The following is a 13,695-nucleotide window of genomic DNA, read 5'->3' as shown; positions in this document are numbered from 1 at the left end:
CACCACTGTACCGGATGGGCCAGGCAGGGCAAACGGGGAGTGAGTGATTAACAATCTTTCATCGCACCACGTCGTTGAAACCAGGGGGCACAGCCCCATAATGTCTGCATCAGGCCCTTGCAGGGCCGCCTGACAGAGAGGTTGCCATGAACACTGATGAGCAGAGCCTGATCGACGGACTGTTTTCCCGCCTCAAGCAAGCGGAAACCGAAGGCAGTACCCGCGATACGCAGGCCGAACAACGCATCCATGAACATGTGAGCAAGCAGCCAGCGGCGCCGTATTACATGGCCCAGGCCATTCTGGTGCAGGAAGCGGCTGTCAAGCGCCTGGACCAGATAAACCAGCAGCTCAAGGCTGAACTTGAGCAAGCCAGGGCGGCCAGCGCCAAGGCACCCGCCCAGAGTGGTGGGTTCCTGTCAGGCATCTTCGGCGGCGGCCGCGACCCGTCGCCAGCGCCTGCGCAGCCAGCGTCTTCAGGCGGTGGCTGGCGAGAGCCGGCGCGAGGTTCTGCACCGCCGCCCCAGCCGCCTCAATACCAGCCTGGTTATCAACAGCCCGCTTACCAACAACCAGGGTATGCGCAACCACAGGCCGCTGGCGGCGGCTTCATGCGCGGTGCGTTGCAAACGGCGGCTGGCGTAGCGGGGGGCGTGATGCTGGCTGAGGGCATCAGCAGCCTGTTCCACCACGACAACCCGCAGGAAATCGTGGAAATCATTCGCGAGGAGCCTGCGCCGGCTGCGGATCACGGTGGCGACTGGGGCAATGACAACAACCAGCAGGCTGTAAGCGATAACAACGACTGGAACAACGACAGTGGCGGCCTCTCCGACACCGACTATAGCGGCGACAGCGGAGGGTTCCTCCCGGATGACGACGACTACGTCTGAAGCCACACCTGCACCTGCCGGCAAACGGCGTATTGCGTTGTTTGCCGACGTGCAAAACCTCTATTACACCGTGCGCCAAGTGCACGGTTGTCACTTCAATTACGCGGCCCTATGGGCCCAAGTGGCCCGGCGCGGCGACATCGTGCTTGCTTACGCCTACGCCATCGACCGTGGTGACCCCAAGCAGCAACAGTTTCAACGCATTCTGCGACAACTGGGCTTCGAGGTGAAACTCAAGCCCTACATCCAGCGCAGCGACGGCTCTGCCAAAGGTGACTGGGACGTGGGTATCACCATCGACCTGCTGGAAGCAGCGGCCGATGTGGACGAGGTGGTGCTGGCTTCGGGAGACGGTGATTTCGATTTGCTCCTGCAACGGGTTCACCAGCGTCATGGCGTCGAAACCACAGTGTTTGGTACCCCAGGCCTGACGGCCGGGTCGTTGATTCGTGCCGCTACGAACTACATCCCTATCGAGGGCGAGTTGCTGCTGCGCCACTGAACTGGACAGGCGCTGTTTCCCTCGTACACTGAGCAGCCTTCCTGGCTGCCGAGCGCCTGTCATGCCATCCCGTCCTGTCCCCGCCTTGCTGGTGGGTGCCTTTCTTGCGCTGTACCTGGTGTGGGGCTCCACCTATCTGTTTATCCGCATTGGCGTGGAGTCCTGGCCACCGCTGACCATGGCGGGCATCAGGTTTCTAGTAGCCGGTGCCATTTTGTACGGTGTACTGCGTGCCAGGGGCGCACCCCGGCCTACGGCCCCGCAATGGCGGGCCGGTGGCTGGATTGGTCTGCTGTTGCTGGCCTGTGGCAATGGCGGCGTTACCCTGGCCGAACATGCCGGCGTCGCCTCCGGCGTTGCGGCCTTGGTGATCGCTACCATGCCGCTGTTCACACTGCTGTTTGGCTTGCTCTGGGGGCAACGTAATTCGTGGCTGGAATGGACGGGCATCCTGTTGGGCATTGCCGGTATTGCATTGCTCAACCTGGGCGCCAACCTCCAGGCTAGCCCGGCCGGCGCGGCGTTACTGCTGTTCGCCGCGGCCGCCTGGGCCTTTGGCTCGGTGTGGAGCCGCTACCTGCCACTACCCGCTGGCGGGATGGCCAGCGCAGTGGAAATGCTGATCGCAGGCGCTGCCTTGTTGCTGGCTGGCCTGTTGAGCGGTGAGCGGCTGCATGCCTGGCCCACCCTGTCAGGCTGGCTGGCCCTGGCCTACCTCATTTTCTTTGGCTCGATACTGGCGTTCAACGCCTACATGTACCTGCTCAAGCACGTGCGGCCGGCGGCGGCCACCAGCTATGCCTACGTAAACCCTGTGGTAGCCGTATTGCTGGGCGTTACCTTTGCCGGTGAACACATCGGGGCCTGGGAGGTGGTGGCCATGGGGGTGATTGTCGGGGCAGTGGTGTTGATTGGTTTACCCCAATGGCGCCGCCGTTGAGCATGGATACCGGGTAAACTGCGCGCCTTGCCAGTCCATTTTTTCAGGTACACCCGATGACTTTCGCTTCACTGGGCTTGATCGAGCCGTTGTTGAGCCGCTTGCACAGCCTTGGCTACGAGAAGCCCACGCCTGTTCAGGACAAGGCGATTCCCGCTGTGCTCGCAGGCCGCGACCTGATGGCTGCGGCACAAACCGGCACCGGCAAGACCGCAGGCTTTGCTTTGCCGGTGTTGCAGCGCCTTACCCTGCAGGGCAGCCAGGTAGCCAGCAACAGCGTGCGCGCCTTGGTGTTGGTGCCCACCCGCGAGCTGGCGGAGCAGGTGCATGCCAATATCCAGGCCTATGCCGTGGGCCTGCCCCTGCGTACCTACGCGGTATACGGCGGGGTGAGCATCAACCCGCAGATGATGGCATTGCGCAAGGGTGTGGATGTGTTAGTCGCCACGCCAGGCCGTTTGCTGGACCTGAACCGCCAGAACGCTGTGAAATTCGGCCAGGTCGAAACCCTGGTGCTGGACGAAGCTGATCGCATGCTGGACCTGGGCTTTGCCGAGGAGCTACGCAGCCTGTATGCAGCCCTTCCAAAACAACGGCAAACCTTGCTGTTCTCGGCAACGTTCTCCGATGACATTCGCCTGTTGGCCGGCCAGATGCTCAATGACCCCTTGAGCATCGAAGTGAGCCCACGAAACCAGGCCGCGACCAGCGTCCGCCAGTCTGTTGTACCTGTGGACAAGAAGCGCAAGCCTGAGCTGTTCTGCCACCTGCTGCGCCAGCGCCGTTGGAAGCATGTGCTGGTGTTTGCAAAAACCCGTAACGGCGTGGACCAACTGGTGGAGCGCCTTCAGGGGCTTGGTGTGGCCGCTGATGGCATCCATGGGGACAAGCCCCAGGCAACGCGCCAAAGAGCACTGGACAACTTCAAGGCAGGCGAACTCACGGTGCTGGTGGCGACGGATGTGGCCGCTCGGGGCCTGGACATCCTGGACCTGCCCTTGGTGGTCAACCTGGACCTGCCCATTGTGGCTGAAGACTACATTCATCGCATTGGCCGTACAGGCCGTGCAGGCGCTACGGGTGAGGCCATTTCCCTGGTCTGCGCAGATGAAGTGGAACAACTGGCGGCCATCGAGGCCATGACCCGGCAAACCCTCAAGCGGGTGGAGGAGCCGGATTTCGAACCTGAGCACCGCGTGCCGGAAACCACCGCTGGTGGGCAGATACTCAAAAAGCCCAAGAAACCTAAAAAGCCCAAGACCACGGGTGGTAAAGCCACCCTGGGGCGCTGGACCGAAAGCCGTGAGGTTGCCGCCCCAGAGCCTGAAATAAAGCCTGTACGCAAGGTGCCGGCGTTCAATACCGGGCCGCGCAAGCGCAAGCCTTAAGGTAGGCGGCGGTTATTGGCCAGGTAGGTTAAAACGCCTTCGGCTGCACGCCGCCCGCTGGCAAAGCAGGCGGTAAGCAGGTAGCCACCCGTGGGCGCTTCCCAGTCCAGCATTTCTCCTGCGCAGAATACGCCTGGTAGGGCCTGGAGCATCAAGCCATCATCCAGAGCGGAGCGGCAGACCCCACCCGCGCTGCTGATGGCTTCTGCCAGCGGGCGAGGGCGCAGCAGCTTCAGGGGCAGCGCCTTGATCACCTTCGCCAACCGTGGCAGGTCTTGGTACACGGCCGCCTCGCTACATTCACGCAGCAGGGCAGCTTTTACGCCATCGAGCCGCAGCTGGCCTTGCAGGTGGCGGGCCATGGACCGTGTGCCTCGTGGTTTGCTCAAGGCGGCTTCCACTTGGGCCAGGCTGCGCGCGGGCAGCAGGTCCAAGAACACGTCGCAATAGCCTTGGCGGTCGATGGCCTCGCGAATCGGCGCAGACAACGCGTACACCAGGCTGCCTTCCATGCCTGTTTCCGTTACCACGCACTCGCCCACACGGGGCGCTTCTCCGGCCAGTTGCAAGGCAATGTTCTTCAGCGGGGCGCCGGCGAAGCGTTCCTTGAGCAAGGCGCTCCAGCCCTGGGTTTCAAAGCCGCAATTGGCGGCCTGCAACGTTCGGGTTGCCACACCTCGGGCCGAAAGCCATGGCAGCCAGGCGCCATCCGAGCCCAGGCGCGGCCAGCTGCCACCGCCCAGTGCAAGCACCGTCGCCGAAGGGCGAACCGCCATTTGTTGGCCTTCGTGAGTTATCAACAGGCCGCCGCTTTCATCCCAACCTTGCCACTGGTGGCGGGTGTGGATAACCACCCCAGTGTCCCGTAGCCGCTTGAGCCAAGCACGCAGCAAGGGCGCGGCCTTCATGTCCGCAGGGAACACTCGGCCAGAACTGCCTACAAAGGTGTCGATACCTAGCCCGTGAATCCAGGCGCGCAGTGGCTCGGCGCCAAACGTGGCCAGCCAACCTTCCACCCAGCTAGCCTGTTCCCTATAGCGGCTTACAAACGCTGGAGCGGGTTCGGCATGGGTAATGTTCATGCCGCCTACACCCGCCAGCAGAAACTTGCGCCCTACCGACGGCATTCGGTCATACACAGTGACGGCGTAGCCCGCCTGGCTCAAGACCTCCGCTGCCATCAGGCCGGCCGGCCCGCCGCCGATGATTGCGACCGTTGAGGCAGAGGAAGTAACAGCCATGGGGTTCACTGAGCAAAAAAGAGGGGCGCTAGTGTACCGGACCTTGTGTATAAACACTCCTGTGGAATCGATCAAAAAACAACCAGCAGTGTAAGGTGCCTGTATTTGCGGGCGGATTCAGGCTTTCACGCAGGTTATCCACAGGCCGTTCCACAGTGAATGTGGGTAAGCTTTGGCGCTGTCAGCTAAACCCCGTGTTCCATACTTCTGTGGCGACGGTATGAAGAATGCCATGTCGGCGGGCCAGGGCCTGTCGGTCTTTGCTGTAACCACCGCCGATCACACCCATCACCGCAATGCCACGCCCAGTGCAATGGTGCAGCACCTGCCGGTCCCGAGCGGCCACACCGGCGTCCGTCAGTTGGAGATAGCCCAAGGCATCATCCTTGTGAACATCCACCCCGGCGTCGTAGAGCACCAGGTCAGGCGCGTACAGCGGCAGAAGGTAATTAAGCGCATCGTCCACAACTTTCAGGTATTCCTCGTCACCTAAGCCCCTGGCCAGGGGAATGTCCCAATCGCTATTGGCCTTGCGCACAGGAAAGTTCTGCTCGCAATGCAGCGAAACGGTAATGGCGTCTGGTGTGTTCGCCAGTATGCGTGCCGTGCCATCACCTTGATGAACATCACAATCGAAAATCAGCACCCGTTGCACGCGGCCGGCTTCCAGCAGGTAGCGGCTGACCACCGCCAGGTCGTTGAAGATGCAGAAGCCGGCAGGGTAGTCGAAGTGCGCATGGTGGGTGCCGCCTGCCAGGTGGCAGGCCAGGCCATGGCGCAGCGCCAGTTCGGCGGTTAACAAGGACCCGCCTACCGCACGTACTGTGCGACGAGCAAGGGCTTCACTCCAGGGAAGGCCCAGCCGCCGCTGGTCTTCGCGGGACAATTCGCCTGCCATGTAGCGCTCTATGTAGTCCGGGGCATGAGCAAGTGCCAGCACACTCGCTGGGCATAGGCCGGGCGCGTGCAAGTGCTCGGGCACGGCGATGCCTGTGGCCACCAGGTGGTCATGCAGCAGGCGAAATTTCTCCATGGGGAAGCGGTGCTCAGCGGGGAAGGCCGGGCTGTAGTCATCGTGATAAACCAGAGGTAAGCGCATGGTCGGCTGCATGGCACGAAAGCCTGGAGTGTGCCAGCTTTTGGGTCACGATCACAAAAGCGTCGGCGGTGCCATTAGCTGCGATCCTAATGTGCCAGCTACGTGACTTCGGACAACGCAGTGCTGGCCGCTGCGCGGATGGATCAAGGTATGATGGCCACTTATACGATTTTGTAAGCCGAGGTAACACCACATGAGCCACGTTCTCGACGACCTGGTCAGCTTGCTGAGCCTGGAGCCCATCGAAGAAAACCTGTTTCGTGGCCACAGCCAGGACCTGGGCTTTCGTCAGCTGTTTGGCGGTCAGGTACTGGGGCAGGCCCTGTCGGCCGCTTGCCAGACGGTGGAGGACAGCCGCCACGTTCATTCCTTGCACGGGTACTTCCTGCGCCCTGGTGACGCTGCACTGCCTGTGGTGTACATGGTCGACCGCGTGCGTGACGGCGGTAGCTTTTCCACTCGCCGCGTGACAGCGGTGCAAAAAGGCAACACGATTTTCACCGCTTCGCTGTCCTTCCAATACGATGAAGAAGGCTATGCCCACCAACGCCAGATGCCCAACGTAGTGGGGCCGGAAAACCTGCCTACTGAACTTGAGCTATTGCGCCTTGGTGAGAACCGGATCCCTTCCCCTATGCGGGAAAAGCTGCTGTGTGCCAAGCCCATTGAGATGCGCCCGGTGACCGAAGGCGACCCCTTCAACCCTAAGCCTGGGGACCCGGTCAAATATGTGTGGTTCCGGGCTGACGGTGCCTTGGCAGACAACCCTGCGCTGCACAAATACGTCATGGCCTATGCGTCTGATTTCAACCTGCTGACCACTGCGCTATTGCCCCACGGCAAGAGCGTTTGGCACAAGGACATGCAATTGGCCAGCCTCGACCACGCGCTGTGGTTCCATGGCAACCTGATCGCTGACGACTGGCTGCTGTATGCGCTGGACAGCCCGTGGGCGGGCAACTCACGTGGGTTCTCTCGCGGTAGCGTGTATAACCGTGCCGGGCAACTGGTGGCCTCCTCGGCCCAGGAAGGGCTGATTCGCCACCGCAAGGACTGGGCATGAAGCTGAGCGAGATTCGCCACTGGGTGTTCGACATGGACGGCACCCTGACCATTGCCGCCCATGACTTCATGGCCATTCGGGCCGAGTTAGGCATTCCGTTAGAGGACGATATTCTCGGCCACCTTGCTGCGCTCCCTGCTGAAGAAGCTGCGGCCAAACATGCCTGGTTACTGGAGCACGAGCGAGAGGTAGCCCTTGCCTCACGGGCTGCAACAGGTGCCGTGACACTGGTACGTACCCTGGCTGAACGCGGCCATCGCCTAGGCATACTGACCCGTAACGCACGAGAACTGGCGCACATCACCCTGGCAGCCATTGGCATTGACGACTGTTTTGCGCCTGAATACATCCTTGGCCGTGACGAAGCCGCCTTCAAACCTGACCCTGAGGGGCTGCTCAAACTGGCGGCGGCTTGGCAGGTACAGCCCTCGAACATGGTGATGGTAGGGGATTACCGCTTCGACCTGGCCGCCGGCCGTGCGGCGGGTACGCAAACGGTGCTGGTGAACCAGCCCGACAACCTCTGGCCTGAGCTGACGGACTGGCATGTGGTGGATTGCGACGCGTTGATGGGGCTGGTTTGACCCCGGCCATTACCCAAGCGCAGGCAGCGCCTGGCGCCTGCAGCGGGTATTCAAAGCCGCTGTAGGCACCGCCATGTAGCGGTTCTCAGAGGCGCTGTGCATTGAACGTATTGCACTGATCCAGCTTGCCGCCTTCAAACCCGGTCTTGAACCAATGCACGCGCTGGGCCGATGTACCATGGGTGAAGGAGTCGGGCACCACGCGCCCTTGGCCCTGTTGTTGGAGACGATCATCGCCAATGGCATTGGCAGCGTTCAGCGCCTCTTCCACATCTCCAGGCTCCAGCCAGTGCAGGCGTGCTTGGGCATGGTTGGCCCAGATGCCAGCAAAGCAGTCGGCCTGCAATTCCTGACGCACCAGTAGCCCGTTGTCACCTTCCAGCTTCTGACCGCTTTGGCGGGCTTTATCGACTTGATCGGAGATTCCCAGCAAGGTTTGCACATGGTGACCCACTTCGTGAGCAATCACGTATGCCTGGGCAAAATCACCTGCCGCGTTGAAGCGCTGGCTCATTTCGGTGAAGAAGGCAGTGTCCAGGTACACCTTGCGATCACCTGGGCAGTAGAACGGGCCCACAGCCGACGTGGCGCGACCACAGGCTGAGTTCACCTGGCCGCCGAACAACACAAGGGTTGGGTCCTGATACTGGCGACCGTTTTCCTTGAAGATCGCCTGCCAGGTATCCTCCGTGTCCCCGAGAATGGATTGTACGAACTGGGTCTGTTCGTCGTTGCCTGCAGGCGCCGTGCGCTGTTGGGTGGGGGCTGAGGAGGTAGCCTGCCCCGTAAGCTGCCCCAATATCTGCATAGGGTCCTGGCCGGTGAGCAGCCCAAAACCAACGATCAGCACAACCGCGCCCAGGCTCAGGCCTTTGCCGCCAATGCGCATTCCTCCGCCACCGCCACCTTCTCCTCGGGCATCCACCACGTTGTCGCTACGCCGGCCTTTTTTCCAAAGCATGCTCGTGTCTCTCCTTTGTCATTTTTCATAACCATCAGGTTATGTAAGAACTGCATATTTTCAGTGGTCGAGCGGTTTCCTTTATTCGACACTCACTGCCTGTGTATTTGCCGATACGCCCTATAAATCCAAGAACAGGAGCTCGACATGTCTGAACAAGACACCCGTCGTTTCATGATCCGTGACCGCAACTGGCACCCCAAGGCGCTGACCCCTGACTACAAGACTTCGGTACCGCGCTCGCCCCGCCAGGCTTTGGTCAGCATTCCGCAAACCGCCAGCGAAAGTACCGGCCCGGACTTCTCACACCTCGAACTTGGACGATTCGACAACGATCTGCTGCTGAATTTCAATCAGGGCGGGTTACCCATTGGCGAGCGCATTATTCTTGCCGGGCGCGTAGTGGACCAGTTCGGCAAGCCAGTGACTCAAACCTTGGTGGAAATCTGGCAAGCGAACGCCGGCGGTCGCTATCGCCACAAGAATGACCGTTACCTGGCGCCGCTGGACCCTAATTTCGGTGGCGTGGGCCGTACCCGTACGAACGCGGAAGGTTATTACAGTTTTCGAACCGTCAAACCAGGCCCCTACCCATGGCGCAACGGCCCTAACGACTGGCGCCCGGCCCACATTCACGTGTCAGTCAGTGGGCCGTCCATTGCTACCCGCCTGATTACCCAACTGTATTTCGAAGGGGATCCCCTCATCCCCATGTGCCCTATTGTGAAGTCCATTGCCAACCCTGAGGCCGTACAGAGCTTGGTTGCACGCCTGGACATGACCAACGCCAACCCTATGGATTGCCTGGCCTATCGGTTTGACATCGTGCTGCGTGGCCAGCGCCAGACCCATTTCGAAAACTGCTGAGAGGAGTGACACACATGCCTGTTCAATACCTGCAGGAAACCCCTTCGCAGACCGCTGGCCCTTACGTGCATATCGGCCTTGCCTTGGGTGTTGCCGGTAACCCGACCCGCGATCAGGAAATCTGGAATGAAATGGCTAAAGCCGGCGCGCCAGGGGAGCATATTTTGCTTCTAGGCAACGTGTACGACGGCAACGGCCACCTGATCCGCGATTCCTTTCTGGAGTTCTGGCAAGCCGACAGCCAAGGGCGCTACGACACTGAATACAACCTGGCCAAGTCGTTCAACAGCTTTGGCCGAACCGCCACCACGTTCGATGCCGGGGAGTGGAACCTGCATACCATCAAACCAGGCGTTGTGACGACCACGGCGGGTATTCCCATGGCGCCGCATATCAACGTGAGCCTGTTTGCCAGGGGCATCAACATTCACCTGCAAACGCGCATTTACTTCGATGACGAAGCCCAAGCCAATGCCAAATGCCCAATCCTTAACCTGATCGAACAACCGCAACGCCGTGAAACCCTGATTGCACAGCGCTGCGATGTGGAAGGCAAAACTGCGTACCGGTTTGATATTCGTGTGCAGGGTGAGGGCGAAACGGTGTTCTTCGACTTCTGACAGGCCTGCAGCTTTTCAATCCCACACGGGCGCGAAGTCCGGGCTCACCAGGCGTTTGTTCTTGGGCAGCCCGGCGATCAACGCACGGTCCTCGTCATCCAGCCGTACATTGAGCGCGTCCAGGTTGCTCTGCTGGTTCTTTACACTGGCAGCCTTGGGGATAGCGGCCACGCCGTCCTGGACCAGCAGCCATTTCAAGGCCACCTGCGTAGGCAGCACACCGTGCTTCTGCGCGATGCGTTGAAGTTCGGGGTAGCTCGACACCTGGTTGCGCGCAAGGGGGCTGTAGGCGGTCAGGGCCAAATCATGGGTGCGGCAGAAGTCCAGCAAGGGCTGCTGGTTCAAGGCCACATGGTATTCCACCTGCAAGGCCGCCAGTGGAATGCCCAGCGTTTCGACGGCCCGGCGCATGAGGGCGAGCGGAAAATTGGCCACCCCAATGGCTCTCGCCTTGCCACTGGCCTTGATCGCCGCCAGTGCTTCCAGGCTGGCGTCCATGTTCCAGCCTTCCTGGCCTGGCCAGTGAATCAGGAACAGGTCGATATAGTCCGTGTTCAAGGCCTTGAGGCTGGCGTCGAAGGACGCCTGCATAGCCGCAGGCGCTAACTGGTCCCACCACACCTTGCTGGTCACGTGAATAGCGTCCCGTGCCACGGAGGTGTGGGTAAGTGCGGCGCCAACGGCGGCCTCATTGTGATAGGCCGTCGCCGTGTCGACATGCCGGTAGCCCATGTCCAGTGCGCTCAGTACAGCGCTTGTGCATTCCGGGCCTAGCATGGGCCAGGTACCCAGGCCCAGCTTGGGCATGTTCAGGCCATGGGCATTATGGAGGGTGTGCATGACAGTGTCCTCAAGGTATCAGTGGGTGTCCGATACGCCCGCCGCGTGGCGACCAGCGATATAGCCAAAAGTCAGGGCAGGCCCAAGGTTGATGCCCCCTGCCGGGTAGAAGCCGCCCATGATGCTGGCCATGTCGGTGCCAGCGGCATAGAGGCCGGGGACAGGGCCGCCTTGGTTATTCAGCACGCGGGCACTGGCGTCGGTCTTCAAGCCAGAGAACGTGCCAAAACTGCCTGGGCGTACCTTTACGGCGTAGAACGGTGGTGTATGCAAGGGGGCGACACAGGGGTTAGGTGCATGGCGGGGATCGCCTTGCTTAAGGTTGTAAGGGGTAGTGCCTCGGCCAAAAGCCGGGTCTTCACCGCGCTGGGCATGCAGGTTCCATTCGGCGAACGTAGCCTCAAGCCCTTGAGGGTCGATACCGCACAGCCGGGCCAGTTCAGCGGGAGTGTCGGCGGCCTTCAAATAACCCGACCGTACCGCAGGCCCGACAGGGAAGGGGAAGGGGCGAGCGATACCTAGCCCGTAACGACGTTGGAAGGCATGGTCGCAGATCAACCAGGACACGACCTCTGGGCCAGGCGCCTGCTCCACCATCGCCTTGGCATAGTCGTAATAACCGCCGGCCTCGTTGACGAAGCGTTTACCGTTGGCCAACACACCGAAAATGCCGGGCTTGCCACGGTCGATGATGTGGGGAAAGTGGCCATGGGTACCGTCAGGGTAGGGCACCTCGGACACCGGGCACCACGCCACCGGACTCGCCAGGTCCGTCGCGACCACACCCCCTACGCTTTCACCCAACCGCAGCCCGTCGCCGCTTGCCCCCGAGGGTGGCAATGGCCAGTGCTCTTCTCCCGTAGGGGTTCGAGGAAACAAGGCCTGGCGCCGTGGTTTATCGTGAGCAAAGCCGCCAGTGGCTAGCACCACGCCGCGCTTGGCATGAATACGCACCGTGCCTTTGGCAGTAAGCACGTCGGCACCCGTAACGCGATCATGGTGCTGGGCCAGGCGTATCGCTGGCGCACTGGGCCATAGCACTACGCCTAGGTCTTCGGCCGACTTTGCCAGCCGGGCGATCAGCGCCACGCCGTTGACCAGGTGTGTGGCGCGCCCCTTGAGCGCCAGCCCCAACAGGTGCGCACTCAGCCGCTTGGTCACATGCCAGGCGGAGCGCCAGGAGCGAGTCACGCTTAGAAATGCGCCCAGGTCGGCACCCGCCATGATCGGCATGCCCATCACCGCAGTTTCGCGCAAGGTGGTGCGCAGGCGCGCAAGCAACTTGCCCAGCGAATAGGCGCTGATAGGTGCAGCAATCACCGAGCGCCCCCCAGTGCTTGCGCCGGGGCTGTTCCCATGGATATCAGCGATACCGTTGCCATCGGCAAACTGCAGGGCCGTGTGCTGCTCGAAGAACGCGACCATGCGCGGGCCTGCTTTCAGAAACGCATCAATGCGTTCAGGCTCGAACCAATCGCCGAGTTCATGTTCCAGGTAACGGCGGGGATCGGCAGGGTCTTCCACAATGCCTGCGCGCCTGGCCAACGGGTTGCAGGGTATCCACATCCAGCCGCCCGACCAGGCGCTGGCGCCTCCCAGTACCCTGTCTTTTTCGACCACGATCACAGACAAACCTGCCCACGCCGCGCTCACGGCAGCGGCCAGCCCGGCGGCCCCTGAGCCGATCACCAGCAAATCGCAGTGCGCGGTAGGGAAGGGGTGAGAATGCTCAGGCACAGAACGCTCCGGTTTTATTATTTATTGGAACTCGGTTCCATAAGGGTAGAAAGCCCTCTACGCTGGTGCCAGCCCGCTTGCGTTAAAAGTGGGCGAAGATCGCCCACAGTACGGTCCTGTCGAGTCACACATCCCTATGGCTGGAAGTCAGATCGAACGCGCCCTTACCCTGTTGGAGCGCCTTACCCTGGAACCTCGTGGCGTGCCTTTGCAGGTGCTAGCTGACGAGGCAGGTATGCCAAAAAGCGCGGCGCACCGTTTGCTGGCAGAGCTGACGCGCCTGGGCTACATCCGCCAGAACCCCGAAAGCCTGCGCTACCTGCTCACCACCCGTTGGGTGGCCCAAGGTTTCAGGTACTTGAGCAACAGCGGCGTTGACGTGGTACAGCCCGTTCTAGACCGCCTGGCTGACCACAGTGGCGAACTGATTCGGCTCGGGATCGTGGAGGGCACACGCCTGACATGGCTGGCAAAGGCACAAGGGGCCAGGGCCGGCTTGCGATACGACCCGGACATGGGCCGCGAAGCCCCCCTGTTCTATACCGCCAGCGGTCATGCATTACTGGCCACGTACACGGATGCAGAAGCGTTGGAGCTTGTGGATGCACAAGGTATAGCGTCGAGAGAAGGCTTAGGCCCCAACGCACCGAAAAGCAAAACCGCGTTGCTCAAGCGGCTGAGGCTGGCGCGAGAAAAAGGGTATGCCTGGGTAGTGGAGTCTTCTGCTGTGGGTATGTCCGCGCTGGCTGTTGCTGTGCGCCACCCACGGACCCATGCCACGTTAGGGGTACTCAGCGTGGCAGGGCCCACTGCCCGGTTGCCCGAAGCACGGCTGCATGCCTTGGCGCCTGCGGCCCAGTCCGCTGCGGTGGAGCTGGCCGAAGCAAGCCCCGCTTCAGAGTGGTTTCAATGAAAAACAGGCTTGCGCGAAAACTGGAACCGGGTTCTAAATAAGCTACT

14 protein-coding genes are annotated in these 13,695 nt (G+C 61.2%); 9 read left to right on the top strand and 5 right to left on the bottom strand.

What is annotated here, in order from left to right; genetic code table 11:
- Positions 1–146: 146 nt before the first annotated feature.
- The 4 genes from ACSAMW_RS11720 (at position 147) to rhlE1 (ending at position 3,723) form a co-directional block, all read left to right on the top strand.
- Positions 147–893, top strand: a complete 747-nt coding sequence (locus tag ACSAMW_RS11720) for a DUF2076 domain-containing protein (RefSeq protein ID WP_500590483.1) — start codon at positions 147–149, stop codon at positions 891–893.
- A complete protein-coding gene (locus ACSAMW_RS11715) occupies positions 874–1,395 on the top strand; it encodes a LabA-like NYN domain-containing protein (protein WP_500590482.1) in 522 nt (173 codons plus the stop codon). The genes ACSAMW_RS11720 and ACSAMW_RS11715 overlap by 20 nt, the downstream gene beginning before the upstream one ends.
- A gap of 61 nt (positions 1,396–1,456) precedes the next feature.
- Entirely contained in the window at positions 1,457–2,335 is an 879-nt protein-coding gene (gene yedA, locus ACSAMW_RS11710) for a drug/metabolite exporter YedA (RefSeq protein WP_500590481.1), read from the top strand.
- A gap of 56 nt (positions 2,336–2,391) precedes the next feature.
- Positions 2,392–3,723 (top strand): RNA helicase RhlE1, encoded by a 1,332-nt coding sequence (rhlE1, locus tag ACSAMW_RS11705; RefSeq protein ID WP_500590480.1) that lies wholly within the window; start codon positions 2,392–2,394, stop codon positions 3,721–3,723.
- Here the strand turns inward: rhlE1 and ACSAMW_RS11700 are convergent.
- Together ACSAMW_RS11700 and ACSAMW_RS11695 are read right to left on the bottom strand one after the other, a co-directional pair.
- Positions 3,720–4,964 (bottom strand): TIGR03862 family flavoprotein, encoded by a 1,245-nt coding sequence (locus ACSAMW_RS11700; protein WP_500590479.1) that lies wholly within the window; start codon positions 4,962–4,964, stop codon positions 3,720–3,722. The two genes, rhlE1 and ACSAMW_RS11700, sit on opposite strands and share 4 nt — an antisense overlap.
- A gap of 181 nt (positions 4,965–5,145) precedes the next feature.
- Positions 5,146–6,063, bottom strand: coding sequence for a histone deacetylase family protein (locus tag ACSAMW_RS11695; protein WP_500590478.1), 918 nt, complete (start codon positions 6,061–6,063; stop codon positions 5,146–5,148).
- 193 nt (positions 6,064–6,256) lie between these two features.
- On the opposite strand from ACSAMW_RS11695, the gene ACSAMW_RS11690 reads away from it, so the two are divergent.
- On the top strand, positions 6,257–7,126 hold the full coding sequence (locus ACSAMW_RS11690) for an acyl-CoA thioesterase (protein WP_500590477.1): 870 nt from the start codon (positions 6,257–6,259) through the stop codon (positions 7,124–7,126).
- Entirely contained in the window at positions 7,123–7,710 is a 588-nt protein-coding gene (locus ACSAMW_RS11685) for an HAD family hydrolase (RefSeq protein WP_500590476.1), read from the top strand. The genes ACSAMW_RS11690 and ACSAMW_RS11685 overlap by 4 nt, the downstream gene beginning before the upstream one ends.
- Before the next feature lie 85 nt (positions 7,711–7,795).
- Here the strand turns inward: ACSAMW_RS11685 and ypfJ are convergent, their stop codons facing one another.
- Complete coding sequence (gene ypfJ / locus ACSAMW_RS11680; protein ID WP_500590475.1) at positions 7,796–8,671, bottom strand: KPN_02809 family neutral zinc metallopeptidase; 876 nt, start codon at positions 8,669–8,671, stop codon at positions 7,796–7,798.
- A 147-nt stretch (positions 8,672–8,818) separates the two neighbouring features.
- On the opposite strand from ypfJ, the gene pcaH reads away from it, so the two are divergent.
- Both pcaH and pcaG read left to right on the top strand, forming a co-directional pair.
- Positions 8,819–9,538 carry a protocatechuate 3,4-dioxygenase subunit beta gene (gene pcaH / locus ACSAMW_RS11675; RefSeq protein WP_168085072.1) on the top strand — a complete coding sequence of 240 codons (720 nt, stop codon included), beginning with the start codon at positions 8,819–8,821 and terminating at the stop codon, positions 9,536–9,538.
- Positions 9,539–9,552: 14 nt separating this feature from the next.
- Positions 9,553–10,158 carry a protocatechuate 3,4-dioxygenase subunit alpha gene (gene pcaG / locus ACSAMW_RS11670; RefSeq protein ID WP_500590474.1) on the top strand — a complete coding sequence of 202 codons (606 nt, stop codon included), beginning with the start codon at positions 9,553–9,555 and terminating at the stop codon, positions 10,156–10,158.
- A 15-nt stretch (positions 10,159–10,173) separates the two neighbouring features.
- Here the strand turns inward: pcaG and ACSAMW_RS11665 are convergent, their stop codons facing one another.
- Positions 10,174–10,998: an aldo/keto reductase gene (locus tag ACSAMW_RS11665; RefSeq protein WP_500590473.1), complete on the bottom strand. Its 825-nt coding sequence runs from the start codon at positions 10,996–10,998 to the stop codon at positions 10,174–10,176.
- A gap of 18 nt (positions 10,999–11,016) precedes the next feature.
- The gene (locus ACSAMW_RS11660; protein WP_500590472.1) at positions 11,017–12,735 is read right to left on the bottom strand and encodes an FAD-dependent oxidoreductase; all 1,719 of its coding nucleotides are present in this window, start codon (positions 12,733–12,735) and stop codon (positions 11,017–11,019) included.
- Between the two features lie 136 nt (positions 12,736–12,871).
- Here ACSAMW_RS11660 and ACSAMW_RS11655 point away from each other — a divergent pair, with 136 nt between their 5' ends.
- Complete coding sequence (locus ACSAMW_RS11655; protein ID WP_500590471.1) at positions 12,872–13,648, top strand: IclR family transcriptional regulator; 777 nt, start codon at positions 12,872–12,874, stop codon at positions 13,646–13,648.
- Positions 13,649–13,695 lie beyond the last annotated feature (47 nt).

This window comes from Pseudomonas sp. AB39(2026) (assembly GCF_059831485.1).
The sequence above is the reverse complement of the archived record's forward strand: the minus strand, read 5'-3'. Positions and strand labels throughout refer to the sequence as shown.

Bases quoted from the DNA above. Each gene is read 5' to 3' on its own strand.
- pcaH (WP_168085072.1), top strand. From the start codon at position 8,819: ATGTCTGAACAAGACACCCGTCGTTTCATGATCCGTGACCGCAACTGG.
- pcaG (WP_500590474.1), top strand. From the start codon at position 9,553: ATGCCTGTTCAATACCTGCAGGAAACCCCTTCGCAGACCGCTGGCCCT.
- yedA (WP_500590481.1), top strand. From the start codon at position 1,457: ATGCCATCCCGTCCTGTCCCCGCCTTGCTGGTGGGTGCCTTTCTTGCG.
- ACSAMW_RS11695 (WP_500590478.1), bottom strand. From the start codon at position 6,063: ATGCGCTTACCTCTGGTTTATCACGATGACTACAGCCCGGCCTTCCCC.
- ACSAMW_RS11690 (WP_500590477.1), top strand. From the start codon at position 6,257: ATGAGCCACGTTCTCGACGACCTGGTCAGCTTGCTGAGCCTGGAGCCC.
- ACSAMW_RS11665 (WP_500590473.1), bottom strand. From the start codon at position 10,998: ATGCACACCCTCCATAATGCCCATGGCCTGAACATGCCCAAGCTGGGC.
- ACSAMW_RS11685 (WP_500590476.1), top strand. From the start codon at position 7,123: ATGAAGCTGAGCGAGATTCGCCACTGGGTGTTCGACATGGACGGCACC.
- rhlE1 (WP_500590480.1), top strand. From the start codon at position 2,392: ATGACTTTCGCTTCACTGGGCTTGATCGAGCCGTTGTTGAGCCGCTTG.
- ACSAMW_RS11715 (WP_500590482.1), top strand. From the start codon at position 874: ATGACGACGACTACGTCTGAAGCCACACCTGCACCTGCCGGCAAACGG.
- ypfJ (WP_500590475.1), bottom strand. From the start codon at position 8,671: ATGCTTTGGAAAAAAGGCCGGCGTAGCGACAACGTGGTGGATGCCCGA.
- ACSAMW_RS11655 (WP_500590471.1), top strand. From the start codon at position 12,872: ATGGCTGGAAGTCAGATCGAACGCGCCCTTACCCTGTTGGAGCGCCTT.
- ACSAMW_RS11720 (WP_500590483.1), top strand. From the start codon at position 147: ATGAACACTGATGAGCAGAGCCTGATCGACGGACTGTTTTCCCGCCTC.
- ACSAMW_RS11700 (WP_500590479.1), bottom strand. From the start codon at position 4,964: ATGGCTGTTACTTCCTCTGCCTCAACGGTCGCAATCATCGGCGGCGGG.